Raw genomic sequence first — 25,603 nt, 5'->3', positions numbered from 1 at the left:
ACACTCCGCCCGAACTTTTTGTGGGCTCCTTCAGCCGAGCGTGCCCTCGAAGGTGACCTTGGAGCCGCCCGCGTCGATGGCCTCGACCGTCACCGGGCCGCCGGCGGCTGTCTCCGGGACGCGGAAGGAGACGGTCTGTGTGGCGGTGCGGAACGGGGCGATCGCGGCGTCGCGGTACCCGTACACCGGACGGACGGTGGCGGCCAGGTGCAGCTCCTGGCCGGTCAGGATCCGCAGGGTGGTGCCCAGGCCGGACATCGGGTCGCCGGAGCGGTTGACCACGCTCAGCTCCAGGCTCCCGGTGCGCGAGGCACCTTCGCCGCTCACCGTCACCTTGCCCACGCGCACCTGGCCGTTCCACTGCCCCAGCGGCGTGACCGACTGCCCGGCCGGCGCACCCTGCGGCGCCTGGGTGTCCGGGGAGGCGGCAGTACCGCCCGGCAAGGCACCTTCGAAGAACAGCAGTTCAGGCTTGGCCAGCCCCTCCTCGGTCGCCTCCACGGTCACCGTGACCGGCAGGCCCTGGGCCTGGTCGGGAAGCACCAGCTTCACATCCCTGTCGACGGAGCCGTTGGGGCGCACCTGCTGCGGCTCGTCCGTGGAAGAGGACGCGCTGCTGTCGGTGGCCTCGGCAGCGGTGCGCCCGAGAGCTCCGTAGCGGGCGGTGACGGCGGTCTGCGGCGCGGTCGCGACCTGCGCCCGCTGGTTGGCCACGGTCACCCGCGCCCTGTACGCGCTCGAGCCGGCCGGCACACCGGGCACGGCCCCGGCCGGCTGCCGCTCGAAGCCCTGCAGCGTCACCGTCCACGCCCCGTCGCCGACCGGCAGCGGCGTTCCGGGCTTCACGATGCCGTCCGGCAGCACTGTGGAGGGCGAGGGCCGTGCCGCGGGGGTGCTGCTCGTCGTCTGCCCGTCGGCCTTGGGCTCGCTGTCGGAGTCGGCGCAGCCGGAGATCAGGACCGTGCCGGCCAGGAGCACGATCGGAAGGACGTGGCGCAGGCGCACGGGCATGGTTCCCCCTTGTCAGGTACCGGATCTCGGTCGAGGGGATCATGCCAAAACGCGTCCGGCCGGGGCCGGACGCGCTGGTGAAGGGTGTTGGTTTCCGGCCGCCCGCTCTCTGCGGAGAGCGGAAGGTCACAGGGTGATGGGGATGGGGACCAGGAAGTACTCGGTGTCGCCTACGCGGACGCGCAGCGGGTGCCCGGGCGGGAGGGTGAACAGCCGATGATGCACGGTCGCCGGGGAGTTGCGCTCGGACAGCGCGGGCTCCAGTGCGGTACGGACGGCGGCGCGGGAGGTGTCGGACAGCGGGTTGCGCTCGGCGATCTCCGCGCAGTGGTCGAGCTGGGCGTCGGTCAGGTCGGGACCGAGGCCCTGGCGGAGGGCCTCGACGGCGACGGCCGGGGCCAGGACCGCCCGGTTGTGGTCGCGGCAGATGTGGCCGGGCGTGCCGTGGGGCTGGAAATGCCGGGCGGTACCGATGGAAGTCATGGGGGATTCCTTGGGGAAGAGATTGTGGCTGTGCTCGCGGGTCGTCAGGTCTCGGCGATGGTCAGGGCGGGCGTCGGAGGCATCGGGGACTTCCGCTCTCACCTGGAGCGGGCGGCGGTCTGTGCCGACGACGAAGAAGAGGAGTGACGGGAGCCCTCGCACCCCGGGGCTACGCGTGGTAGCTCGCCATGATCCACTCGGGCTTGCTGGCGCGGGTCCGTAGTTCCAGCACGGACAACGCCCGCTTCAAGGCCTCGTCGTGCTGGGATGCGGCGCTCATCGACGCGGGGTCGAGCGTGAGGGGCCCGCTTTCGGGCTGGTGGACGACGGCCGCCAGGATGTGTCCGTCTTCTTCCCACCCGATCGAGTACGTCCGAAGGAGCAGCGACCCCAGGCCGTTAGCGGCCAGTCGCTCCTCCGCGGCGGCAGCGAAGTAGTCGGGGTGGTTCTCCTCGCGCATGTCCTCTGTCTCCCACGGCACGCGCGGCATCAGAAAGGATGAGCCGTCGACGTCGTCGGTGTACCGGACCAGCTCGTTCGTCAGGCCCTCCCAGTTGTCGGCCGGGCCTCCCAGGCGGTACCCGTACATCAGGGCTTCGTGATTCTCGATGGCGCCCATGGCGTTCTCCTCGGTTCGTGCCAGTGGTGGTTGGCCGGCGCTCTCGGGTCTGTCGAGGCGGCCGGTTGGGTGCCGCCCCGGGGGGAGTGAGCCGGGGCGGCGTCGGCCGGGTCAGCGCGGGCTGAGCGGGATGACCAGGACGCCGACGTGGGGCAGGCTCATCTCGGCCAGCAGCCGGGCCGTCCTGCCGCTGGCGCTGCTCGGGTCTGTGGAGTCCACGCGTATGGCGCCCCGGTGGGGGCCGCGCGCGGGGTAGAGGTGCACCGTGCTCTGCGGTGCGTTGCACTCGAAGACGCTGATGGTGGCGTAGTCGAACCCTCCGAGGTTCGGGTACCGCTCGGCGACGGCCACAGACAGGGCGGCGATGAGCTCGGGGCTCGGCGAGGCGACCGAGAGGGGGAGCGGGGGGCGGCGCGGACGGATGCGCAGAGCAAGGGCGCGTATCAGGACACTGAGGACGCCGAGGCCGAAGCCGAGGGCGAGGGAGGCTGGCTGGATCAAGGTGGTTTCCCCGTGTTGGTTGCGAAGGGGCCGGTGTTCGGAGCGCGGGCTAGGCGGTGGTGCTGGCCACGGCGGCGTGGACCAGGCGGGCGAGTCCCTGGCGCCTCTGGTACTTGGTCAGTCCCTGGACGCTTCCGGCGCTCTCGTGTCCGGCGGCGGCGGTCAGGCCGGACACGAGGGCGTGCACGAGTTCCTTGCCTGCACCGTCGGGTGTGGTCGTCTGGGTGGCTGCCGTCAGTGCACGGGCGACGGGCCGGGTGGCTGCGGCGTACGCCTTGACGAAGCGGGGCTCGCCCTCGGCCGCGACGGCGGTCAGCACGCGCACGACCGGAAGGTGCCCGCTCCACCCGTCGAGTACGGCGTCGACCATCCGGGCGGCGCCGGGCAGTCCGTCCGAGGACCAGGAACCGTCCTTGAAGTCCTTGAGCGCCGCTTTCGTCTCCTTGGCCAGGAGCCCGGATGCTTCGAGGACGACGCCCTTGATGTCGGGGAAATACTGGTAGAACGTCGCGGGCGACGTGCCCACCGCCTGGGCGATGTCCATCACCTTGATGTCGCGGTAGGGCCGGGTGGCGAGAAGCTGGATCGTCGCGTCCATCAGCTTCTGCCGGGTCTGGAGGCCGCGCTGGCTGAGCACGCGACGGTCGGGGGTGCGGGTCACGACACGGGTGGGCACAGTCGTCTCCTGAGCTGGAGGAAGGAAGGGGAGTGGTCCAGGTCTGGGGGCGGTGCCGCCGGACCCGACGTTCAATCACATTACACATTGAAGCATGAATAAGCAACGCTCTGAGGGTGGGCATCCCACCGTTCCCGCCATCGACCTGCACCCGCGCGGCCCTGGCGGCTGCGTCCCCGGACTCAGCGCGGACGGTGTCGGCCAACGGGAGAAGTCGAGCTTGTCGCCGTCCAGTTCAACAGCGGCAGCGGCATGCTCGCCCGGAATGACGCCCGCCATCAGCAGCACGTCGGCGCGGTCGTACCGCAGCCCGAAGACGGTGAACACCTCGCCCGTGCCAGCCAGCTCGACTTGCGCATGGGGGGCCGGCCGGATCCAGGCCGAGGCCGACGGCCATGTCCTCCACGGCGTAGGCCAGTTCAGCCGCCTCCGGCCGGCGCCCGGGACCGGCATCGCGCAGGAAGCACCACGTGCGGAACAGGAACGCCACGGCCGAGCCGCTCGTAGTGGCGGGGTCGAGGCGCAGCATGACGGTCTCTCCTAGGACTTGCGGGGTAGGGACGGTGCCGGGTGATCGCCCGGAACGGCGCGACCGCGGGGGATCTGCTACGCCTCGGACTGCGGCGGCTGCAGGGCTCGGGCGGACATGCGGTGAGTGAGGGCATGCGCGCCGGCGAACGCCGTCCCTGCGCCGAGGGCCAGGTAGTCCACCGCCCTCCCGCGTGGGACGAGTTCGTAGCCGTGGCCGTGCAGCAGCACGGTGCAGACAGCGAAAGCTCCCGCCACCAGGGCGGCGTCCAGACCGGCCGCGGCAGCGCTCCACACCCAGCGGGCGCGAGCCGGGGCGGTCTTGCGCGCGTCCCGCCTGCGGAGGGCGGCGCAGGCCCCGCTCCGGGCGAGCCGGCGCGTCTTGACAACAAGGACAGCCAGCGGGACGACGAACAGCCACATGACGGGCTGCTCCATCAGGAAGCCGCAGCCGGCGAGCAGCGCCACCAGCCCGTAGACGGTGTGCAGTGGCTGACAGCGGCGGTGCTGGACGCTGCGGGGACGGAGGTCGTCGGACATGGCTCTCCTCGGCTGAAGACGTTCGGGAAGTCGGCCCGGTGCACGGGCCGTGGGACCTGTGGCACGGGCGGGACGCGGCCCACCCGTGCCGCACGGGGACTGTTAGGCGTTCGTGCCGTGCCGGGGCGTCGCCGAGGGGCGGAGGCGGGCGCGGCGCAGCCGGTCGGACCACGGCGCGTCGGCGGGCCCAACGGGGTGCTCAGGGATGGTGATCTCGTAGTGCGGGCAGCTCCCGCGCTTTTCGGTCTCCAGGGCGGCGTGCCGGTGGGAGTTCGGGCACTGCTGCCGCTCGTGCTCTTCCCTCCAGTAGCGGACCGCCAGCGTGCGGCCGGTTCCGCCCTCGCGCGGCTCACTCGACTGCTGCTCCCTGAAGCGCTCGCCCGCGTCCGGGTCCACCCACCAGTTCTCGACCTGGCCGGAGTCGGAAATGCCCCGCCGCCGTTCGGCATCGCGCTTGCTCGGCTTGAGCTGGTGGACCTGGTGGGCCAGGACCCGAACCGTGGACCGCTTGTGCTGGGTCAGCAGCTCCCACAGGGCCCGCACGTGGCGGAGCATCAGCTCCTGGCCGCCCTGGCGGCCCGATCCGCTCCGGTACCGCTCAGGGTTGCCCGGGTCGCGAAGTCGGGTCTCGGGATCCAGGATCTCACCGGGGCGCGCCAGCAGGGTCTCGTAGGGCGAGAACGGCAGCTTCAGCAGTGACTCGTCGCACGTCAGGGCAGTGACCCAGGTCCAGGGGGCGTCATCGCACGCGGCCTCCACCGGCTCCAGAAGCCGGTCGGGCCGCAGAAGGAACCAGCCTTCCTCCGACCGGGGCGACCACGGACCCCACACATAGCCGACGATGCGCCGCCCGTTGGGCAGAGCGAGGGGGGTGTCCAGGAACAGCATCCCGCGCGAGGCGGGGAGGTGGGCGGGATCGAACGGGGTCGTCCTTTTCTCCGCCCGCCGCACCACGCGGCGTAGCGCCATCTGGCCGAGGGAGTCGCCGATCTGGAAGAGGCGGGCGGAGGAGGCCCGGTCGGCTTCCTGCCGCAGCTGCGTCACCACGGCCGCCTCCAGGCCGTCCGGATGCCCGTAGGGCGCCAGCCGCTCACGTTCCCGCCGGTACACCTCCGCCTTCGCCCGGGCCCAGTCCAGGCTCTGCCTGTGGGCCTCCACGTACCGGCGCCGCCAGGTACGGATGCGGTGCTGGTCGGGAGTTTCCCAGGCCGCCTTGTCCGTGCGGGCGAGACTCCGGCCCGGGGTGGTTCCACCGGGGTGGAGCCCCAGCGCGCGGAACCGGCGGGCCTCGGCGTCGACGTCGTCAACGACGACGTCCGGCGGGTCAATGATCATCCGCTGGTGCCTGTCGTCCGGATCGAGGGCCCATTCCATTCCCGCGAGCTGGGCCAGCACCGCGCGCAACGTCTTCTCGTCGGCGCTTTTCAGGAAGTCGACCACGAGCATCTGCACCGTGTTCGCGTACGTGTCCGCCGCCGCGAAGCGCAGCATGCGCTTGACGAACCCGCCGACCGGGCCGCGCTGGCCGCTGGACAGCGCCAGCATCTGATCCGCGACCCGCTGGTCGCCCAGTGCCGCGTTCGCCAAGTGGTCGTAGATCTGCCGGAAGACGGCCATCTCCTCCTCCTCGGCGAGGACGTTGTCGATGGCGCCCCGTACCCGCGCCGAGGATGCCGGGGAGACTTCCGCCGGGACCGGCGGCCGGACCAACTGACCGGCAGCGGCATGCAGTTCCCGGTACAGCTTCAGCTGGAGCTCGCTGAGGATGAGGAGATCGTTGGGCTTGACCGGGGTCCGCTTGGCGGCACGGGCCGCGATGGCCAGAAGCTCGGAATCCGACAACTCGGGCATGTTCGAGTGCATGTCATCCCTACTTGGACGCGAAGGGTTTGGGGAGAGGTCGCGGGTGCCGAGCACCAGGCGATGAAATGAAAGTACACATGAGAACGCGAATAAGCAACAGAGAGGGGTGGCCTGGGCCTGGCCGGTGTGATCAGCGAACGTGCGTCCCGGGCTGGCCCTTCCACCCGTTGGGCGCGCAGGTGGCGACGGCCGGCGTCTTCGCGCCGGCGCCGCTGCCCGCTTTCTCGAGCAGGGCGCTCATCTCGGACCGCCCATCCGGCATCAGACGGTGCTGGATGGGCGGGGCGCGGCGAACGGCGGCGTCGATATGTGGGCGCGGAAGCCGCGCCTAGCGGAGGCGCCGCGAAACCTCCGCGGCCACGAGGGGACGCCGCGCCGACGGTTCGGCTCGCCGCAGCAGAGCCACCGTGCGGGAGAGCGAGGAACGCGGCACCGTGCGCAGCAGCACGGATGCAACGCCCTCTCGGAAGGAGTAGGTCCCGGGGGGACCGGGGACGGCACGGAGCAGGCCGCTCAGAATCACCTCGGCCAAGTGGCTCGGGCACGGGGCCGTCTCCACCGAGCGGTGCACCTGCTGCATCACCGGCAAGTGGGGGACGCCTGCGGCCAGGTGGCCCGCGAGACGGAACGCTTCGGGGGAGGCGGTGGCACGGAAGCGGAGGACCAGTTCCTCGGCAGTGAGTCTCGCCGGGGAGGCGGTCTCTTCGGCCGGGAGCGCCTGCGGAATGAAGGCGACCGCCGCCGGGACCTCGGTGCCGCCGCTGCCCAGGAGCGTGAACCAGTTCTCCAGCCAGACGGAGGAGGGTTCCAGAACGGGAACAGGGATGCTGTCCGCTCCCGCATGGGGTGTGCCGTCGTACGCCGTGAAGATCAGACCGGAGTTGGCGGATCCGGCGGCCGGGGCGTGGACGCGGCCGGGCGTCCCGGGCAGCGCGGTGCGCCGCCACATGCGCTCGGGCAGTGGCTGTACCACCGCCACCGGTCGCACGCGCGCCCAGCTGCGCAGAGTCTCGTACCAGCGTTCCCCGGCCGGGCCGGGGTACCACTGGGGGCCGGAGCAGTCGCTGAGTACGAGGGTCACCAGCCGGTCGTCCTCGACCTGTCGCCCTCGCACCGTGCCATCGGCCGTGAGCACGGACACCGTCGCACCCTCGAAAAGGCCGTTATGGGCGAGAGACTGGCGCAGCCTCCGCAGCAGCGGCCGCCACATCGACATCGTGGGTCCGGCATCGAAGATGATCTGGAGGCGGTACGCCGGTCCGGTGTTCGTCCGTATGGTCACGTCGTCTCCTTGGGGCCTCTGTGAGGGGGCGAGGCCCGGACCGGGCGGAGGGAAAGTCGGTCCGGGCCTCGCGGCCCCGGCCGCCGGGGGGAGTGCGGCCAGGGCGAGCCGCGGGAAGCGGCTCCTTCGGAATTGGCTTGGACGGGGGCGGTTTCCCGCCCTCATGGAAGTACAGTACACATTGGAAACGTATTACGCAACAGAGATGCGCGCCCCATCCACTGGCGAGTCCGCCTCAAGTCCCGGCCAGCGGGACGCCGTTGGTTTCATCCCTCCCGGCGACACTGGTCGCCGACGATGCCCACGAGCGGTGCGCACTCCCGCGCGCCGGCCCCTGCGGCTGGCTAGGCCAGGCCGTCCTGGGTCTGGCTCTCGATGCGGTGCAGCACGTGGGGGGCGACGAGGTCGGCTCCGCCGTCGTCCCAGCGCACGGCCTGGTAGGCGTACGAGGCGGCGCCCTCCGCCATGCCGAAGGTGCGCCCGGAGCGTTCTGTCCCCCGGGCCCGCATCACCACATGTGTCCCGTCCGCGTAGTAGGTGAGGGCGGGATCGAACATGGTCGCGGGTCGGGTCACGTCCGATGCCAGGGGGCGGGCCCGGATCACGATGTCGGCGACCTTGTCGGCGTCGACCCCCGGAATGTTCATGCGCCGGTCAGGCTCGACCTTCCAGGACAGACCGGGGAAAAGGCGGGTCACCTGTGCGCGCACCCACTGCCACGCCTCGTCCGAGGCCGCCTCGGTGGGCTCGTTCGCAGAGGAGTGCCAGCCCTCGGCACAGTCCGCGCCCTGCGCGCCGAGGAGGGCCATCACCTCGGCGTGGGTGATCTCGTCCGGGAGCTGGGTGCCGGCCTGCAAGCGGTGGACGTACCGGTGGAAGAGCTGGAAGGCCAGGGTCTCGCCGTCCAGGTGGTGGGCGTAGACGATCCGCAGGACCGTCCCGTGTCCCTCGGAGTCAGGGACCAAGGTGGCGATGGCGGGCGGCGGTGTGGTGTTGATGGCCATGAGAAGGCTCCGTTTCGTGCAGGGGTGAGGGAAGAGCGGCGGCCGGCCGCTGGATGCGGCACGGCCGCCGCGCGGTCAGAAGGGCGGGGTGAACTGCCACGGCCAGAACGGCGGGCGGGTTGTGGTGGGGTACAGCACCGGCCGGGCCTTCTGCTCGGATCTCGCCCGCTCGGCGCGCTCTCGTACGGCCTCCTCCAGGAGCCGGGGACGGTTGAGGGCGTCGCCGCAGGAGACGGTCACCTGCCGGCCGAGCCTCCACAGCTGGGCGTTCACGGCGCAGCACGCGGCGTTGACCGGGTCGAGGTCGTTGAGCCACCAGCGGTAGAGCGCGGGGTCGGTGCCGAAGAACCGCAGCGTGGCGGCAGCTGACCGGGCCATCGTCCCGGTGCCTGCAGCGGGTTCGAGGAACAGGTCACCGGGCTTGCGGTCGGCGGAGAGCACCATGTCGCCCATGAAGTTGGTGACGACGGCCGGGGTGAAGAACTCACCGGTGCTCTGCCGTTCGCTGTAGCTGCGCATCCGGGTGATGAGCAGGCCGAGGACATCGTCGGACTCGGCGCGGGCGGTGTCGGAGCAGTACTCGAGCAGCCCTGCGCGCAGGAGGATCCGGGCGTAGTCGGCCAGGCCGCGGATGTCGTTGTCGGTGGGGTGGGAGAGCCAGTCGTGGAGCGGGCGGGCGGCCTCGGTCAGGTCCGGGTCGTAGGTCCAGAACGAGTTCCAGCCGGCTCGCAACGTGTCGACGAGCTGTTCGTCGTCGAGGGGGAGAAGGAGCGGGCCGTAGTCGGGGCCGTCCGGCCGAGAGGGCGCGGAGAGGGCGAGGGCGGCTAGGGTGCCGACCGCGATGGCCCGGTCGCTGGAGCCTCCGCGGTTGGCCGTCCACCAGGCGTGTGCGGCCTCGGCGATGGCGTGGGCGTGGTCCCGCCCGCTTTCGGGCGCCATGGCGCGGCGCATTCCGGCGGGCGGGATGCCGAACAGGGTCACGCCGCGCTCCCCGGCCCCTGCGCGATGAGGCGGTCGAGCTCGGCGACGAACGGCGGCAGGAGGGTCCGCTTGCGGCCCGGCCGCCGGGAGCCGAAGGGCCGCAGCGTCCCGGCGTGGCCGCTGGGCTGGAAGTCACTGTCGATGATCCAGGTCGGGTCTCCGGGCATCCGGGACAGGCGGTAGGCAGCCTTGCTGAGCAGCGTGCTGTGCTCGAAGAGGAGGAGCTCGGCGTACCACCCGGTGACGGCTCCGGCTTGGCGCTGCTCAAGGACCGGCACGACGCCGGTGTGCTCCAAGGAGTTGTCCTCGTCCGGGACGGTGGTGGTGAACGTCCGGGCGGCGTGCAGCGGGGCCAGAACCCGTTCAGCGGCCTGGTGGGCTTCGGGGTAGCCGATCGGGTCGGCGATCAGGCACCGTGCGGCGAGGGCGAGCGGATCCTGGGTGGCGGAGGCGGGGAGCTCCAGCGGTGCGAGCTCTCGCAACAGCGCCTCGTGACCGAGGGTGGCGAGGTACCAGTGCTGCTGGGCATGGGTGTCCGGGGGCATTGTGTCCATGGGGCTCTTCCTGTGGCGGTGGGCGCTGGCGGATGTTCCGCGCCGGGCGGGTCAGTTCGGGGGTGCGGCGTGGCGGCGGGGCCGACCGCGGTGAAGGACGATGACGGCGCCGGTCTCGAAACCGCGTGCCAGGCCGAAGACTTCGCCCATACGCCTGCGGGTCTCGGTGCTCTGCCGCTCACGTCCGGGCACGTAGAAGCCGTCCCGGGCGAGGAGGCTGATGATCTTGGCGGTGACCTCGGCTCGGGTGACGTCGAGTGCGGCGACCCGGCCGTGCGTGGTGTAACGGCGGCTGTCGAAGCCGACGAAGGCCTCGTCGGTGCCGATGGTGAGGATCTCGTCCGGGTTGGTCCAGTTGTAGTCCGTGGCGGACACGCGGTAGTGCTGGTCGAAGGCGGGGACGATCAGTTTCATCAGGTGTGCTCCGTGGCGACCCGGCCGGGAGCGAGCGCGGCCACCGGGGCCGAACTCCTCACTCCCGGGCGGGGCTCAGGCGCGCGCCGCCTCGGCCTCCTCGTCCTCGGCCTTGAGCTCTTCGAAGTAGTCGCGAGCGCTTTCGACCATGCCGGGGACGTCGCACCCGAAGGACTCGGCCGCGTCCAGGAGCGCCGCGAGCATGGCGGCCTCTCGCTCAGCCCCGGCGGCGGCGACGGCGCACAGGACATCGAGCTTCACGGGGTACGCCTCGCTGCGAAGTCCCTCGGCGGCCTGGTGGAGTTCATGGGCGGTGACCCGGCCGTCCGTCAGGCAGAAGACCTGAGCGACCAGATCACCGATTACGCGATCGGCGCTTTCCTGGTCGTCCACGACCTGGTCGCCGGGCAGGTTGAAGGCGATCTGGGCCATGGCCTCGGCCGCGAGGACGCCGAGCCGTACGCGCTCGGCCAGCTCGGGAACGGGCAACAGGGCCTTGGGAGCCTGACTGTTGTAGGCCTCCAGCGCCGCGTCGGCCCACGCGGCGCGGTCCGCGAAGGTGCACTCACGTGCGGGGGTCATGTTGACGCCGGATTCCGCGGCTGCGGTGAAGCGCGCAGCCTTGCGGTCGGGGATGGACGTGTCCACGGTCGTTCCTCTGGGTGAGGTTTCCAAGATGGTGGTGGCCGTGAGAGCAGCGGCACGCCGCTCGATCACGAACACCACACTACATATTGGTGCGTGAATACGCAACACCCTAGATGCGGGGACGGCCATCTGCCCACTTCGGGTAGGGGAGTGCGGGCATGCCGAAGACCGCCCTCGACCGCTCGGCCCGCGTACGGCCAACGGGCAGGGCGTACCTGTGGGTCCCCGGGTGCCGCTGGCGCCTGGCCCCGATCTGCTCCAGTGCGGTGCGCAGCCAGGCACGCCGGTCGGACCCCGCAGGGCGCGGCGATGCGCCCAGCGCCGCGATGCGCCGCTCGAACCCGTCGGCACCACGGTCTCCGGCGACGAACTTGGCGATCGACCGCGCCGGGAGCACCTGGCCGTCCGGCAGCACGACGATCGTCCTCGCCGTGCTGCGGCCCGTATAAGTTGCGGAAAGGGCCTGGTAGATGACCCCTAGGTGCCCTCGGGGGGAGCCGGCCGTGCGCCCGTCCGGCAGGGTCCGAAGCCGGGCGACGGGGTCCGCGTAGGTGACCACTCCCCGCACGCCGTGGCCCGCGGCCAGACGCAGTGCCCCCGCGACCGTGAAGCTCTCCCCGTTGCTCGCCACCGAGGGGGACAGGCACACCCTCGACATTTCCAGTGCCTCCGTATACGGCTCCAGCGACGGGAAAACCCTGGTCAAAGCACGGCGGCTCATCGGGACGCCCAGGACGACGACACCCACCAGCAGTTGGCCGTCGACCACCTGGCCGTCGTCGCCCCCTGCGGGCTCGAGGTCCACCAGCCCGAACCGGTGGACTGCCGGCGGCCACCCCGACAGGTAGTGGTTGGCCTGGATGTACTCCCGGGCGGGCGCCTCCGCCAACTCGACCACCTCGTAGCGGCGCCGGTCGAAGCCGCCCTGCGACGTATGGACCCACGTCGGCACACCGCGGCTCCACCGCTGAGCCCAGCCCTCGGCGCTGCCGGCAGCCATGGCCTCCCACCGAGCCGGAGCGGGCCCGAGCGGCGCGCTCACCGCTCCTGCCCGGCTTCGGCCCGCGCGGCGAGACGGATCTGGGAGAGACGTTGCTTCATCTCCCCGATCCCGCCGGCTCCGGCGAGCGGCGCCTGAAGGTCCGGCCAGGAGTGCCGGGCGAGGGCCACGTACTTGCTGCCGGCCAGCACCGTCACCTCCGCCGACTCGATGCCGCGTTCCCGGACCTGCGCCTGCACGAAGTCCGCGCTGACGCTGCCGGGGTCGCCCACGGTGATGTCGTACGGGTCGATCTGCGTGGACAGGTCGAGGAGCCCGTGGGCGGCGGAGAGGATGTACTGGCGGCCGCCGTCCTGAAGCAGGGCTTTGGCCGTCTCCCGGCAGGAGCCGTGGAAGGTGCCGACGTACATCGCGCCGGCGGTCACGCGGCGGTCCTGCTTGGCCTTTCCGCAGCCGGAAGCGCGCAGGTTCGCAGAATCTTGTATGGGCGTGAGTGGGAACCCGAACGCTTCATGACGCCGACCGACATCCGAGGCTCAGGTTTCCGATGTGACGGGCACGATGAAGCTGGCAGGGAGTTCCTTGCCTCGCGCCTAGACTGAGGGTCAGCCGAGATACGGCCCGAAGGGATAGCAGGGCGATCTTGAGCGGCTGAATCTCCTTGTATACGCGCCTATTGGCGGCTTTCACCGGTGTCGCGGAGGTTGCGCATGGTGGGGTCGTTGTTGATGGCCGGGGCCTGGCGGATCGCGCCGAGCACGGTGGCGGGCAGGGTGTCGGGCCAGTCGTCGGGTTCAACGAGGTGATGCTGCCCGGCGAACCACACGGTGGCCAGGAGCGAGGAGGCGGTGCGCTGGTGGAGGTGTTCGCGCATGCCGCCCTGGCGGGCAGTGGTCCCGGCGGCCTGCTCGATCTGAACGCAGGTGGCTTTCTCCAGGTGCGGTTGGAGTGGGCCGCGGCCGTACTGGATGAGCTTCATGCCCTCGCGGGCGAGGTGGTCCAGGATGCATTCGTAGGTCTCCCAGTCCTTGCCGCCGGCCTGGGCGTACTTGATGAGCGTCGCGGTGATGTCCGCGATGCGGTTGGTCTGGCCGGTGAACTGTTCGACGAGGAGGGCCACCTGTTCGTGGCTGAGGTCTCCGTCACGGCGGGGCTGCTTGCTGTCGGTCACGGGAGTCGAGCGTAGGGGCCGCGTGAGCGGTGTGTACGGGGTTCTCCGGGGCTCTGGTACGGGCTGAAGGCTGCCCTGGTACGGTCCCGCGCGGAAGTGATCGTTTTCGTGACCGAGGGCGGGGACCGGCGGCGTGACCTCGATAGAACGGACCGCGTATCCGCGCTTCAAGCGGCTGATGTCGGCGCGGGAGATGCATGTCTTCTTCACCCCCAAGCCCGAGGAAGCGGCGTGGGTGCGCGAGCGGACCCGCTCCGATGAGCACCTGCTGGCCCTGGCTCTGGCGCTGAAGTGCTACCAGAAGCTGGGCTACTTCCCGAAGGCGGACGAGGTCCCCGAGACGGTGGTGGAGCACGTGCGCGGCGCGCTGGAGCTGGCCGAGGACACCGGGCCGCACTACGAGTCGGTCAACACAGCCAAGCTGCACCGCAAGCTGGTGCGCGAGCGGCAGGGCATCTCCTACGACCAGGAGCGGGCGCGTCAGATCGCCGAGGAGGCGATCCGGTCGGCGGCGCTGGTGAAGAACAACCCGCCGGACCTGATCAACGTCGCACTGGAGGAACTGGTCAGGGCGACCTGCGAGCTCCCGGCGTTCCGCACCCTGGACGAGATGGCCGCCCGGATCCGCCGGGAGGTCAACGAGGACATCTTCGCCACTATCCGCTCCCGCATGACGCTTCAGGACCGGGCCCGCCTTCAGGGGCTGCTGGACGTGGGCGGCCTGGAGGGCAAGAGCGGGCTGAACCGGCTGAAGAAGCCAGCGAAGCGCCCCAGCTGGAGCCATCTGAAGGAGCAGCACAAGTAGCTTGTGCGGGTGGCGTGACTTCCGTGGCGGCCGACGGCACCCAGATGGACACCTTCATCGACAACCTGCTCGCCGAGACCTCGATCCGGTACGGAGGCTTCGGCGGCATCGCATACCACCACATATCGGATCAGTACATCGCGCTCTTCTCCAGGTTCATCCCGTGTGGCGTGTGGGAGGCCGTGTACATCATCGACGGGCTGCTGAAGAACGCTTCGGAGATGAAGTCGGAGACGATCCACGCGGATACGCAGGGGCATTTAGTTACATGGACACCTTGCCTCTCGTTGAGGGGCAAGGGCGGCCGTCCGAGCCGTCGCACGCGACGGTGGCGGAGGCGTCCATGCGGGTACGAGAAGGCCAGGAGAACGGCTCGCTCCGTGTCGAGTTGCTCGACGAGAGCGGCGAACCGGTCGAGGTGGTCTCCAGCTTCCTGCGGTTCCTCGCAGCCCGGGACTGCTCGCCGAACACGCTGGTCTCCTATGCGTACGATCTCCGGCACCTGTGGCTCTTCTTCGCTGGCAGCGGTCTGAGCTGGGAACGCTTCGGTCCGCCGGACTCGATCGCGCTGCTGGAGTATCTGCGCTCGGTGCCGTCTCGACGCCCGCGGCGTCGGATGACCCTGTCGGTTGTGACCATGGGCGCGGACGGACCGGCGACCAAGCTCGCGGCGAGCACGGTGAACCGGATTCTGGCGGCGGTGTCGTCGTTCTACGAGTACGTGATCCTGTCCGGGCTGCTGGACAGGGCAAATCCGCTGGAGAAGCGGCCGGACCCGGCGCTCGGGCGAGTCTCCGAACGGCATCGCCCGTTCATGGGTCGGGCCAGCCGACAGCGCCCGGTCCGCCGGGCCGTTCGCGTCAAGACCGTACAGCGGGTGCCGCGACCGCTCTCCGACGATCAGGTCCAGGCCCTGCTGGCACAGCTCCGCGGCCTGCGCGACAAGGCGATCGTCCTGCTGATGTTCCATGGTGGCCTGCGGCCCGGCGAAGTCCTCGGCCTGCACCTGGACGACCTGGCCTACGGCCGGCGACGGGTCGTGGTCCGTCACCGTGACGACCATCCCAAGGGCGCCCGGTCAAAGTCACGTTACGAACGGGTCGTCGACCTGCACGAGGCGGAGACCCTCGCGGCGGTCAGCGCCTACGTCATGGGCGAGCGCCCTGCCGAGGCCGACAGCCGGCTGGTCTTCCTGATCGGCGGCCGCGGCACCCGCCGCCTGGAGGCACTGAGCTACGACGGGCTGGTGCGGATGTTTTCCCGCGCCTGCACCCGGGCCGGGATCCGCGAGCCGTGGGTGACCCCGCACGCTCTGCGGCACACTCACGCGACCAGCATGTGGGAGGGTGGCATGCGGGAACTGACGCTCCAGAAGCGACTTGGCCACGCCTCTCCAGAGTCGACACGCATCTACACCCGGGTCTCCGATCCGGCCGTCGTCACCGACTACCACCAGGCGCTCGACCAGTTGGGCCACGGCGGAGCCGAAAAGTGAGGGCCGGACCGGTCTCCACCGCAGCGGCACTCGCGGTGGCCCCGCCACGGTCCTGGCGGCCCGCCCGGCACTGCCCCGAGGCCGAGTACCTCGCGTTCCTCAACGGGCAGGACATCCATCCCGGCTACCGCGGCTCCAAGCTGCGACGCCACCGGGCGTTCATGGACGCATGGCCGAGCATGTCCGACTGGTTCGCCGCGCCGCTGGTGGAACGGGTCGGCCGGTTGCCGGGCGAACCGCACACGGCGCCCTCCTTCCCGGTCTCGTTCTATGCCCGTCCCTACCTGCTGTTCCTCGCTCTGCGTGGGTACATCGCGTTCGACTACCCGTGGATGCTCGGCGCCGGGCAGCTCCGGGTGGTGGACCCGGCCACCGAGATGGGGATCGATCTGGGCACGGCCGCCCTGATCGAGGAAGCCATCGCACTCGGCTATGCCCCGGGCTCGGCCAGGCAGGCGATGAACTGGACGGTCAGCCGGATCGCCCTGCACGCGGGCCTGTCGCGGGCGGAGCACATCACTGAGGAACACATCGCCGGAGCGCTCGAAGCTGTCCGGCGGTTCAGCGAACGTGAGGACTTGCACCGCTTCTACCCGTCGGTGCAGAACTACCGAGACAACGCCTCCAAGCAGTGGGTGACCCACCTGCACCAGTTGCAGGTCGTGCTGTTCCACCGGGGCCAAGTAGCCACTCAACCACGCAAGTTGATGCCGTCGTGGAAGCCGCCGATGGAGCTGCCGCCGCGGATGCTCGCGGTCGCGCAGAAGTGGCTGGCGGCCCGCAAGCTGACCGACGCCCCGTCGACGGTGGACAAGCTGGAACTCGCGGTGCGCGTGTTCGGCAACTGGCTCGGTGAGAACCACCCCGAGATCACTACCTTTGCCGACGTCACACGGGATCACTGCCTCGGCTGGATCGGATACATCGCTGAGGAACCGACGGAGAGGACCGGCAAGCCGCTCGGCGTGATGTCCCGGATCCAGCGGATCTCCGGGCTCTCTCAGTTCTTCCGGGACACCGCGATCTGGCAGTACGCGGACGTGCCCGGCTACACCCTCATCGGTGCGGGCGACGCACCCAAGTTCCCCCAGAAGGTGCCCCGGTTCATCCCCGACCACGAACTCGACAAGCTGATGCCGGTCATCAACGCGATCGCCTGCCCGTTCCAACGCGCCGCCCTGCTGGTGGCCCGCTGGTCCGGGGCCCGCCGCACCGAGATCCAGCGCCTCCCGATCGACTGCCTGGACCGCTACCCCGACGGCACCCCACGGCTGCGGCTCTCCGGACGCAAGACCTACAAAGAACGGGTCGTCCCGCTGCACGAGGACGCCGCCGAGGCCCTGCAAAAGGTCATCGACCTGCGCAGACACGCGCCCGAGAGGCCCTTCACCGACGAGCGGACCGGCGAGGAGATCCGCTACCTGTTCATGAGCCACGGCAAGCTGCTGTCGACCTACTACCTGTTCGAGACTTCGATCCAGGACGCCTGCAAGGCCGTCGGCCTGGTCCGCCCGGGTGGCCGCGACGGCACTGGCCGCGGCACCGTCTCAGCCCACCGATTCCGCCACACCGTCGGCACTCAGCTCGCCGAACGCGGCGCGAAGCTGCACACCATCATGAAGGTGCTCGGGCATACCTCCGTGAGCATGGCACTCGTCTACGCACAGGTCAGCGATCAGGAAGTACTGCGCGACTACCGCGCCGTCCTCGGACCTGGGGCAACGATCGCCGGCCCGGCCGCCGAGGTACTACGCAGCGGCACACTCCCGGACACGTCGATCGACTGGCTCAGGACCAACTTCTTCAAGACCGAACTCGAACTCGGCCGCTGTCTCCGGCTCCCCGCCGAAGGCCCCTGCGAGTGCGACCTCTACCTGACCTGCGCGAAGTTCGTCACCACACCTGAATACGCACCACGACTGCGGGCTCGACGTGAGGTCGAGCTCGCCCTCGCCCGCGACGCGGCCGAACGCGGCTGGGACCGTGAGATCGAACGCCACCGCTGCACCAGCGAACGCATCGACAGACTCCTGGCTGACCTCGGCCAACCCGCCCACGTCGAAGCGGAGGCCGACGAGTCCAGTGATTGATCACGCCGCAGTGGGGCTACCTGAGGGGCCCTCGCTCGTCGATGAACACAGTGGGCGTCGACAAGAACACGTCGTCGCTCACGGGACCATAGGCGATGTTGAAAGTGTCCAGCCAGTACGTCCAGCCTCGGATCCCTGCCGCACTGCTGAAACGGTAGTTGAGCTGCCATCGGACCCATTGACCGGGGGCAAGGCGCACGGCCGGAGGCCGTCTCGGTCGAGGGGGTATGGCGAACAGGGGCTGCACGCGGGGAAGTACTCGCAATCGGCCGTCGGTTTCGCGGAGCTGGACGTCGACCTTGCGCAGGTCTTCCTGGCTGTCATAGGGGTCGAAGCCGTCTCGCTCATGCATGCGAACCACGTGCGCGACCGAAGGCAACGCATGCGGAACGGTGAAGCCGACCGGGGCCGCGTTCCTGCGAGTGGCAGCCTCTCCTCCCCGGGACTGCTTCGTCCAGGACGTCCGTATCCACTGGACGGTAATTTCCACGGCTCCTACCCTCGCCAGCTCATCGAGCACCCCACTCTATGTCTGCTCTTCCCGCCCAGCCGTGAGTGCTTCCCGATGACGCCGACACAGCTGGCAGTCCGAACGACACACCTGAGGAAGATCAACTTGAACTGTCCACATAAAGTCGTTCCCGGTGTTCTGCCTTGCCCATTTGCTGGGGTTCGAGCTGATGCCGAGGATACGGAACTGGAAGGACCGCACCTTCTACCGGCCCTCGGGATCCGTCCGCTACCGGCACATCGACGCACTGTTCGACCAGGGCGGGCGCAACGTCGTCGACTGGCGGCTCATCGAGGCCCACTGGCGCGATCTCATGCGCGTGACGATCGCGATCCGGGAGGGCACCCTGGCCTCCCCGCTGCTGCGGCGCCTGGGCAGCAACTCCAAGCGCAACCAGATCTACCGGGCCTTCCGCGAGGTGGGCCGCGCGGTCGCCACCGTGCAGCTGCTGCGGTTCATCTCGGATCCGTCGCTGCGCCGCCGGGTGACGGCGGCCACCAACAAGGTCGAGTCCTTCACCAACTTCACCGACTGGCTGGCGTTCTGCAACGGCGGGCTGATCGCCGAGAACGACCCGGTGGAACAGGAGAAGGCGGTGAAGCTGACGTCTTTGCTCGCCAACTGCGTCATCTTCCACACGACCCTGGACCTGATGAACGTGATCCGTGAACTCCAGGCGGAGGGCTGGCAGATCACCGGGGAGGGCCTGGCCGCGATCAGCCCGTACCTGACCGGCCACATCATGCGGTTCGGCACCTACGCCACCACGGAGCTGACCGTGCGATCGGACGCGTTCGACCCGCACCTGGACGTCGAGTTCGAGGCGGAGGAGGAAGTACGGGCCGCGGCCTGAGAGGCCCCTTGGGGCCGGAACGCCGTCTGGGGTGGTCACCGGCCGGTGTAGCGGGCGGTGTAGTCCAGGCGGGTGGTGAAGCCGCCGCGCGGCCCCGGCCGTCACGGGGATACGTAGGCGGACGGGGCCGACGCCGCCAGTATGGCAGCCGCAACAGCCCGGCTGCCAGGGCGCGTTGGTGTGCGACCAGCACGGGCGGGCGGAGGCGCTGCGTGGCCCCTCGTGCCCGACGGTCAGCTCTCTTGGGGCGCGGGGTGGACGTCGCCGCGGCAGCAGGCTGTGCGCGAGGGTCGTCGCGCACAGCCGGGGGAGAGGGTGGTGCGGTCAGTTGATGGTTTCGGCCTGATGTACCGCGGCGTGCGGGTGGTCGGCCGCGCTTTGGGCCGTGGCGATCTTCTGGGTGAGTTTGTCGCCCTCGATGTCCAGGTCGGGCAGCAGGCGGTCCAGCCAGGCGGGGATCCACCAGGCTTTCTCCTGGGCGATGGCCATGGTGGCGGGGATGAGGGTCATGCGGATGACGAAGGCGTCGATGAGGATGCCGGCGGCCAGGGCGAAGCCCGTTTGTTTGATCATGGGCTGGGCGTTGAAGATGAATCCGGCGAAGACGGAGACCATGATGGTGGCGGCTGCCAGGACGACGGAGCTTGCGCGGGCGAAGCCGTTGACGGTGGCGTCGCGGGCGGTTGCGCCGTGGACGTGTGCTTCGCGCATGGAGGTCACCAGGAACATCTGGTAGTCCATGGCGAGCCCGTAGAGCACGCCGGTGATGATGATGGGCAGCAGGCTCACGATGGGTGTGGTGGCGTCGACTCCGATGAGGCTCTGCAGCCAGCCCCGTTGGAAGACGGCTGTGGTGAGGCCGAAGGTGGCGGCGATGCTGAGCAGGAAGCCGAGGGTGGCCGTCACGGGGACCATGAGGGAGCGGAAGACGAGGAGCAGCACGATCAGGGAGAGCCCGAGTACCGTCGCCACATAGACGGGCAGGACGTCGGCGAGGCGGTCGGAGACATCGATGGCGAGTGTGGTGAAGCCGGCGACGCCGATGGTGACGCCGTAAGTCTCGCGGATCTGGGGGCTCTTGTCCCGTAGGGCGGCGACGAGGTCCTTGGTCGCGTCGTCGTTCGGCCCGCTGCCGGGGATGAGGCCGAGGACGGCGATGGTGCCGGTCTTGTTCATCCCGCCCAGGGAGACCGAGGCGGCACCCTTGGTGCTCGACAGGTTGGAGGTCACCGCGGCAAGGGTCGCGGGGCTCAGTGGCTGGCCCTTGGTGGTGGAGTTGACGGTGACCATGAGGGGTCCGTTGTAGCCGGGGCCGTAGGCGTTGCTGATCAGCTCGTAGTTGCGGCGCTGGCCGGTGTCGGGGTTGTAGCTGGCGCCGGAGGGCAGTCCGAGCTTCATGCCGGCGGCGGGCACGGCCAGGATCACGGGGACCAGGACCGCGGCCGCGAGGGCTGCGTACCTGTGCCGCACCAAGCCTGTTCCCCAACGGACGGCCCGTCCATGGCCGGTGTCGGCGTTCTGGTGCCGCATCCCGCCCCGGGTGCGGGTGGGGCGGATGCGCTCCTTGACCAGGCCCAGCAGCGCGGGCAGCAGGGTCAGGGCGAGCAGCACGGCGATCGCGACGGTGGCGGCGGCCACGAGTGCCATGGTGGACAGCAGCGTGATGCCGACGACCAGGAGCCCGGCGAGAGCGATCACGACGGTGCTGCCGGCGAAGAACACGGCGCTCCCGGCGGTGCCGATGGCCCGGCCGGTGGCTTCGTGAGCGTCCAGGCCCTCATCCCTGATGAGCCGGCGTTCCCGGTTGACGATGAACAGCGCGTAGTCGATGCCGACGGCCAGCCCGAGCATCAGTGCCAGGACGGCGGCGAGTGAGTGGATCTCGATCACGGTGGAGAGGGTGAAGGCGCCTCCCACGCCCACGGTGACCCCGACCAGGGCGATGACCAGAGGCAGGCCCGCCGCGACGAGCGATCCCAGGGTGATCAGCAGGACGACGGCCGCGACGGCGACGCCGACGGCTTCCCCGACGCCGACGATCTGGGGGATCTCCATCATGGCCGCCGACGGCAGGACCTCCAGGCCGCCGCGTGCGGCCTGCTGCTGGGCGGTCTCGACGGTGCTGTTGATCGTCCCGGAGGGGAGTTCATAGGTCTGCTTGTCGAACTGGAACTGCATCAGTGCCGTCGAGCCGTCGGCGGAGACGATCACGCCCGGCACCGGCTGACCGTCCGCCTGCAGCGGGACGGGCGTCTTGCCGGACGCCGGCCGGCCGGCGTCCTGGGCCACCGCCGCCTGAGCCCGCAGCAGCGGACTGCTCGCACCTTGCGCGGCTTCCTGGGTAAGGATCTTCCGGGCATCGATGACGTGGTCGTGGCGGTAGACGGCGTTCACCGCCGCCAGGAGCGCGGGGCGGGTCCTCGCGTCATCGACCCGGGCGCCTTCCGCGGCCCTGAAGGCCAGCAGGCCCTGGCCGCCGGACGCCTCCGGCAGGGAGCCGGCCAGATCGTCGATGACCTTCTGGGACGGGGTCCCGTCGATGCGCACCTCGTTGCTGAGCTTGACCGGATGGGCCACGAGCAGCGCCACGACCGCCGCCACCACGGCCAGCCAGCCGCTGATGACGTACCAGGGCTTGCCGTAGGCGAACCTTCCCACCCGGTACAGCAGAACGGACATGGGTACCTCCCCTTTCCGGGCGGTCTGACAGTCCAGACCACAGCACGAAATGAGAGGCTACTACCGAACCGATAGGAGACTATCGATGTGACTGGGTACGATCGGCGTGTCCACGGCCGGTCTTCAGCACGGAACAGGAAAGAGCCACGGATGGCGCTCGGGAACGACCGCACTGCCCGGCGTCGGGTCGACGCCCGCTCCAGCGCGCAGCGGATCACCGCCGCGGGACGGACCGTTCTGGGCAGGGGCGAGGGCTCACTGGAACAGATCGCGGCGGAAGCCGGCGTGGGCATCGCCACGCTCTACCGCCACTTCCCCAACCGGGAAGCCATCGTCCGGGCCGTCCTCGAGGACATCCTCGAAACCGACCTCCTTCCGCTCATCGAGCGCGCCGCCGACGCCCCCCACACCCGTCAGGGACTCAAGGACATCGCCGTCCGCCTGCTCGATCTGATCACCGAGGAGCGGGGCCTGGTCACCTTCGCCAGCAACTTCGCCGACGTGGCCGTAGACGTCCTGCAACGGTTCACGTCCTCGCTCCACCCGCTCGTGGTGCGCGCACAGCGGGAAGGAGAAGTCCGCCCCGACCTCACCGCCGAGGACATCCCCCACTTCCTCGTCATGGCCGTCGCGGGCCTCGCGCTGCCCGGCACCCCGCCCTCGCTGCGCGCCCGCTTCATCACCCTGCTCTTCGACTCGCTGAACCCGGCCGGCGCAACGCCCCTGCCCCCGCTGCTCTCCGGAGAGGACGACCTGCGCACCGCAGTCGGCAACGTCACGCGCACATGACGCCACGGCTCCCCGGGCCACCGCAAGACTGTGCGACGGGACCCGGCCGGGTCCGGACGAGGACGGCGACCAGCCCCTGGGGCCCCGGCGGCCGCGTGCGGGACGCGGCCGGACACCGCAGGACTACGGTGCACCTACGGCCACGTCCCGGATCTTGTCGATCAGCAGCGGGTCCGGGGAGATCTTGAACTCCTCGGACCGCCAGGGCTGCAGGCCAAACGCCCGCCAGATACGGTGCACGCTGGTGGGCGAGATCCCCACCTGCCGGGCCAGCTCGCGCTTCGACCAGTGCATGCCGCCCTCGGGAACCTCTTCGAGGGTGCGCACCAGCTGGTGCCGCAGCGCGAGCAGAGCATGGACGAGACGGTGCTGCCTGCGGACTACCAGCGGATCATGGATGTGGTGCGGCGGGCGGACAGGCCGGTCATGGCCAAGCGGATCTGCGCCAAGCCGGGGATGTCCTCCGAGCCGGCCGGCTTGCTTGGAGGCGCTGCGCGCCAAGCTGAACCGGCTGGCCCCGTAACGCAGCCGCATCCGCCGCAACGACTTGACGACGCACCGACACCGTGGTACACGCCCCTCGGCGCACCCACCGAACGTCTGGCGGAACCTTCCGAGCCCCGTCAAGCAGCCGTGACCTCCACATTACTTTGTGGGGATGACACTTCGACAACAGCTTCCAGCCGCAACAGGACTCTCACACACACTGCGGGCGCAGCGCGTCCAGCATGAATCCGAGGTAGCGACGCCGTGCCTCGGCGTCTACGTTCAGCACCGCGGTGCTGGAGGCGAACATCGCCAGCAAGTTCGGTACGTCGGCGCCCGAGATGTCCGCACGCAAGTTACCGGCGGCCTGTCCACGCTCGACGAACTCGTCGAACGACGGTCCATGCCGGCCGAGCAGGTCCGCGGTCGTCTCTCCCAGCGAGTCCAACGACGTCACGAGTCCGCGCTCGCGCCGGGCGACGGTGGCGATCCGCTGCGCGACCTCCAAGAGGATGTCGGAGGGCGCACTGGTCGACGTCAACCGGGTGAGCACCGGTTCGATCTCGGTGCTGAAGATTCGTTCATACACCGCCTTGGCCACCGCCTTGGCCAGGGATCTCGACTTTCGACGTTCTGATTGATCGTCATGCCAGGTTTGTGCTGGCTGCGGCCCATGCCTCTTGCACGGCGCGGATTTCGGTATCTGTGGGCTGACCGGCGTCGATGGGCATAAATCGGGCCGCGATGATCGTTCGGCGGAGCTTGGCGGTCATGTCGGAGCGCCATCAGGGTGCGTCTTGGTGAGGTACCACGGGGCCCGTGCCCGGTGCTCGGCCGCGTCCTGGGGGTGGTGGCCGTGCAGCGCGTACCAGACCACGGTGATTGTGTAGCAGTACAGGCCGAACGGAACCCCTCGCTGGACCGCGCGCCGGGTCCGGTGGTGGGCCTGGCCGACGCCGAGGATGCTGCGGGCTTCGCCGAAGGTCACCTCGATCGACCATCGCGCGGCATACCGGGTCACCAGTTGCCCGGCCGACGCGGTCAGGTCGGTGGAGATCAACGCCAGGTCGTAGCCGGTGTCGATGGCATCCTCGCGGAGCAGCAACACCTTCACCGTTTGGGTGTGGAAGGAGCCGTACCACAGGCAGGTGGTCTCGGCGGTGAACACGGTCTCGGTGCGGCCATAGCGGGTCACGGCCTGCGGGGTGAACGCCAGCGTGGCGGCCAGCTCGGCCGGAGTGCCGAGCCTGTCGCCTTTCAGGCGGGGCCTACCGCGCCGTCCGGTCGGCGGTGGGGCATGGCGGTAGAGCACCGCGTGGGACGGCAGTCGGGTGGTGAAGGTGACAGATACGGGCAGGTCACGCAGCGCCTTGCCGTGGTAGGCGGCATCCGCGACCACATCGATACGTCGGCTCCAGTGGCAGGCGGCCAGGAATCGGATCATGGAAGCGGCCAGTTCGACCTTGGTCTGCTCGCCTTTCGGGCGGTGCAGCCGGGCGGCCTCCGGCAGGCACACCGGACGGGGCAGGCACGGCAGGTCCACGATCAGGCCGAGGACGACGAAGCAGGTGCCGTAGCCGATCCCGTCGCGGCCGGCGGCGGAGCCGTCGTGCTGCCAGGCGGCGCCGAAGACCTTCTTCCCACGCCGTTTGAACAGCGTGTCGTCCACCGCCACCGTCAGCGGGGTGCCGTCGGGTACCACAGAGCGCACCACAAGGTGGGACAGCGACGCGCCCAGCGTCTGCGGCTCCCAGCGGGCGCGGGCGAAGAAGGAGTGGGCCCGGTCATGGGACCAGTGACGCGTCAAGTTCGCGCCCAGCAGTATCCCGGTGACCGTGCCCCGACCGGTGTTCGCGATCAACCCAGTGACCAGCGCGGCGAACGTGGAGAAGGTCGGCGAGGTGAAACTGCCGCGCAAAGCGCCCAGCACAGCGAGCAGAGATGCGGGTACGGTCGGATCCGGAAGCATCGGCGGGTCCCTCACAGCAGGCGACATAAGCACCGCCGATGCTTCCTTGGCGTCTGCCTCCCGGCCGGGCCGATGGCCACAGGTCACCCGTGCGAGCTACCTACCTGACAGTTGGTCAGAACGACGAAAGTCGAGAGACCTGGCCTGCGGCCGGTCACGGTACGCGGCATAGGTTGGGTCTCAGGTGATCACTTCTGGGGGGACCTCGTCACATGGCCGACCTTCGTGCGCTGTTCAGTTGCAATGACCCCGTGGGCAGCGACGAGGCATTCACCACCGCCAAGCCCAGTGGCACCTTGTCGCCACCGCCATCGAGGAGCACCTGCGGCACATCGCCGCCCCGGGCTTCGACGTCGAGGACCTGGAGGCGCCGCGCAACAACGTGATCGTGTTCCACGGGGTCGGCGGCGTCGGGAAGTCGACCCTGCTGCGCAAGATCGAGGCATCGCTCACCGACGCCGAGCAGCGTCCCGTCCAGTGGGGCGAGCCCGCCTGGGCAGGCCGGCGAATCCTGCCGATCCGGATCGACCTGGCCCGCTCGGCATCGAACGGATCGGACTACGAACGCGTCCTGCTCACGGTCCGCCTCTGTCGACAACCCCCGCCAGCTGCTTGCCCAGCAGTTCGGCCTGCTCAGCGAGGTAGGCGCGG

General features: G+C 69.8%; 27 protein-coding genes and 2 pseudogenes. 7 read left to right on the top strand and 22 right to left on the bottom strand.

Annotated elements, in window-relative coordinates; translation table 11 throughout:
* Positions 1-30 precede the first annotated feature (30 nt).
* Positions 31-1,011, bottom strand: coding sequence for a hypothetical protein (locus GUY61_RS00805; protein ID WP_208105389.1), 981 nt, complete (start codon positions 1,009-1,011; stop codon positions 31-33).
* Positions 1,012-1,137: 126 nt separating this feature from the next.
* Complete coding sequence (locus GUY61_RS00800) at positions 1,138-1,494, bottom strand: hypothetical protein (protein WP_024126702.1); 357 nt, start codon at positions 1,492-1,494, stop codon at positions 1,138-1,140.
* 24 nt (positions 1,495-1,518) lie between these two features.
* Between GUY61_RS00800 and GUY61_RS41060 the strand changes: the two genes are divergently transcribed.
* Positions 1,519-1,641 (top strand): hypothetical protein, encoded by a 123-nt coding sequence (locus GUY61_RS41060; RefSeq protein WP_267924849.1) that lies wholly within the window; start codon positions 1,519-1,521, stop codon positions 1,639-1,641.
* A gap of 22 nt (positions 1,642-1,663) precedes the next feature.
* Here the strand turns inward: GUY61_RS41060 and GUY61_RS00795 are convergent, their stop codons facing one another.
* The 14 genes from GUY61_RS00795 to GUY61_RS00730 all read right to left on the bottom strand — a co-directional run bounded on the left by GUY61_RS00795 (position 1,664) and on the right by GUY61_RS00730 (position 13,275).
* Positions 1,664-2,113 carry a hypothetical protein gene (locus GUY61_RS00795; protein WP_166628058.1) on the bottom strand — a complete coding sequence of 150 codons (450 nt, stop codon included), beginning with the start codon at positions 2,111-2,113 and terminating at the stop codon, positions 1,664-1,666.
* A gap of 111 nt (positions 2,114-2,224) precedes the next feature.
* Positions 2,225-2,614, bottom strand: a complete 390-nt coding sequence (locus GUY61_RS00790; protein WP_166628057.1) for a hypothetical protein — start codon at positions 2,612-2,614, stop codon at positions 2,225-2,227.
* Between the two features lie 49 nt (positions 2,615-2,663).
* Entirely contained in the window at positions 2,664-3,290 is a 627-nt protein-coding gene (locus GUY61_RS00785; RefSeq protein ID WP_166628056.1) for a TetR/AcrR family transcriptional regulator, read from the bottom strand.
* Positions 3,291-3,896: 606 nt separating this feature from the next.
* On the bottom strand, positions 3,897-4,358 hold the full coding sequence (locus GUY61_RS00780; protein WP_166628055.1) for a hypothetical protein: 462 nt from the start codon (positions 4,356-4,358) through the stop codon (positions 3,897-3,899).
* 102 nt (positions 4,359-4,460) lie between these two features.
* Entirely contained in the window at positions 4,461-6,221 is a 1,761-nt protein-coding gene (locus GUY61_RS00775; RefSeq protein ID WP_166628054.1) for a hypothetical protein, read from the bottom strand.
* Between the two features lie 328 nt (positions 6,222-6,549).
* Complete coding sequence (locus tag GUY61_RS00770; RefSeq protein ID WP_166628053.1) at positions 6,550-7,503, bottom strand: SAV_2336 N-terminal domain-related protein; 954 nt, start codon at positions 7,501-7,503, stop codon at positions 6,550-6,552.
* 344 nt (positions 7,504-7,847) lie between these two features.
* On the bottom strand, positions 7,848-8,507 hold the full coding sequence (locus GUY61_RS00765) for a hypothetical protein (RefSeq protein WP_166628052.1): 660 nt from the start codon (positions 8,505-8,507) through the stop codon (positions 7,848-7,850).
* 75 nt (positions 8,508-8,582) lie between these two features.
* Positions 8,583-9,488, bottom strand: coding sequence for an N-6 DNA methylase (locus GUY61_RS00760; RefSeq protein WP_166628051.1), 906 nt, complete (start codon positions 9,486-9,488; stop codon positions 8,583-8,585).
* Positions 9,485-10,042 (bottom strand): hypothetical protein, encoded by a 558-nt coding sequence (locus GUY61_RS00755; protein ID WP_243766061.1) that lies wholly within the window; start codon positions 10,040-10,042, stop codon positions 9,485-9,487. Before GUY61_RS00755 ends, GUY61_RS00760 begins: the two co-directional genes overlap by 4 nt.
* Positions 10,043-10,093: 51 nt before the next feature.
* Positions 10,094-10,456 (bottom strand): hypothetical protein, encoded by a 363-nt coding sequence (locus GUY61_RS00750; protein WP_166628050.1) that lies wholly within the window; start codon positions 10,454-10,456, stop codon positions 10,094-10,096.
* Between the two features lie 75 nt (positions 10,457-10,531).
* Entirely contained in the window at positions 10,532-11,104 is a 573-nt protein-coding gene (locus GUY61_RS00745; RefSeq protein WP_166628049.1) for a hypothetical protein, read from the bottom strand.
* A gap of 109 nt (positions 11,105-11,213) precedes the next feature.
* A complete protein-coding gene (locus tag GUY61_RS00740; protein WP_208105387.1) occupies positions 11,214-12,104 on the bottom strand; it encodes a hypothetical protein in 891 nt (296 codons plus the stop codon).
* A gap of 38 nt (positions 12,105-12,142) precedes the next feature.
* Positions 12,143-12,571, bottom strand: a complete 429-nt coding sequence (locus tag GUY61_RS00735) for a DUF6884 domain-containing protein (RefSeq protein WP_398953730.1) — start codon at positions 12,569-12,571, stop codon at positions 12,143-12,145.
* A gap of 206 nt (positions 12,572-12,777) precedes the next feature.
* Positions 12,778-13,275 (bottom strand): hypothetical protein, encoded by a 498-nt coding sequence (locus GUY61_RS00730; RefSeq protein WP_166628048.1) that lies wholly within the window; start codon positions 13,273-13,275, stop codon positions 12,778-12,780.
* Positions 13,276-13,408: 133 nt separating this feature from the next.
* Here GUY61_RS00730 and GUY61_RS00725 point away from each other — a divergent pair, with 133 nt between their 5' ends.
* The 4 genes and pseudogenes from GUY61_RS00725 (at position 13,409) to GUY61_RS41430 (ending at position 17,665) form a co-directional block, all read left to right on the top strand.
* Complete coding sequence (locus GUY61_RS00725; RefSeq protein ID WP_166628047.1) at positions 13,409-14,080, top strand: DUF4158 domain-containing protein; 672 nt, start codon at positions 13,409-13,411, stop codon at positions 14,078-14,080.
* Between the two features lie 2 nt (positions 14,081-14,082).
* A pseudogene (locus GUY61_RS41735) lies at positions 14,083-14,415 on the top strand (Tn3 family transposase); the annotation flags it as partial.
* Positions 14,416-14,423: 8 nt separating this feature from the next.
* The gene (locus tag GUY61_RS00720) at positions 14,424-15,575 is read left to right on the top strand and encodes a tyrosine-type recombinase/integrase (protein WP_166628046.1); all 1,152 of its coding nucleotides are present in this window, start codon (positions 14,424-14,426) and stop codon (positions 15,573-15,575) included.
* Entirely contained in the window at positions 15,572-17,665 is a 2,094-nt protein-coding gene (locus tag GUY61_RS41430) for a site-specific integrase (RefSeq protein WP_208105385.1), read from the top strand. Before GUY61_RS00720 ends, GUY61_RS41430 begins: the two co-directional genes overlap by 4 nt.
* Before the next feature lie 16 nt (positions 17,666-17,681).
* On the opposite strand, the gene GUY61_RS39545 is transcribed toward GUY61_RS41430, so the two are convergent.
* A complete protein-coding gene (locus GUY61_RS39545) occupies positions 17,682-18,155 on the bottom strand; it encodes a hypothetical protein (RefSeq protein ID WP_166628045.1) in 474 nt (157 codons plus the stop codon).
* A 154-nt stretch (positions 18,156-18,309) separates the two neighbouring features.
* Between GUY61_RS39545 and GUY61_RS00705 the strand changes: the two genes are divergently transcribed.
* Positions 18,310-19,029, top strand: a complete 720-nt coding sequence (locus GUY61_RS00705) for a Tn3 family transposase (protein WP_166628044.1) — start codon at positions 18,310-18,312, stop codon at positions 19,027-19,029.
* Between the two features lie 324 nt (positions 19,030-19,353).
* Here GUY61_RS00705 and GUY61_RS00700 read toward each other — a convergent pair whose 3' ends face one another.
* The gene (locus tag GUY61_RS00700; protein WP_166628043.1) at positions 19,354-21,708 is read right to left on the bottom strand and encodes an MMPL family transporter; all 2,355 of its coding nucleotides are present in this window, start codon (positions 21,706-21,708) and stop codon (positions 19,354-19,356) included.
* 150 nt (positions 21,709-21,858) lie between these two features.
* Between GUY61_RS00700 and GUY61_RS00695 the strand changes: the two genes are divergently transcribed.
* Positions 21,859-22,497 (top strand): TetR/AcrR family transcriptional regulator, encoded by a 639-nt coding sequence (locus GUY61_RS00695; RefSeq protein ID WP_166628042.1) that lies wholly within the window; start codon positions 21,859-21,861, stop codon positions 22,495-22,497.
* Between the two features lie 141 nt (positions 22,498-22,638).
* On the opposite strand, the pseudogene GUY61_RS00690 reads toward GUY61_RS00695, so the two are convergent.
* From GUY61_RS00690 to GUY61_RS41425, 4 genes and pseudogenes are all read right to left on the bottom strand, one after another.
* Positions 22,639-22,824, bottom strand: a pseudogene (locus GUY61_RS00690) (IS630 family transposase); the annotation flags it as partial.
* A 370-nt stretch (positions 22,825-23,194) separates the two neighbouring features.
* A complete protein-coding gene (locus tag GUY61_RS00685) occupies positions 23,195-23,584 on the bottom strand; it encodes a hypothetical protein (protein WP_166628041.1) in 390 nt (129 codons plus the stop codon).
* Positions 23,585-23,752: 168 nt separating this feature from the next.
* Entirely contained in the window at positions 23,753-24,952 is a 1,200-nt protein-coding gene (locus GUY61_RS00680; RefSeq protein WP_166628027.1) for a transposase, read from the bottom strand.
* A gap of 208 nt (positions 24,953-25,160) precedes the next feature.
* Positions 25,161-25,550, bottom strand: a complete 390-nt coding sequence (locus GUY61_RS41425; RefSeq protein WP_166628040.1) for a hypothetical protein — start codon at positions 25,548-25,550, stop codon at positions 25,161-25,163.
* Positions 25,551-25,603 lie beyond the last annotated feature (53 nt).

This window comes from Streptomyces sp. GC420, from assembly GCF_009916105.1.
Lineage (GTDB): Bacteria > Actinomycetota > Actinomycetes > Streptomycetales > Streptomycetaceae > Streptomyces.
The sequence above is the reverse complement of the archived record's forward strand: the minus strand, read 5'-3'. Positions and strand labels throughout refer to the sequence as shown.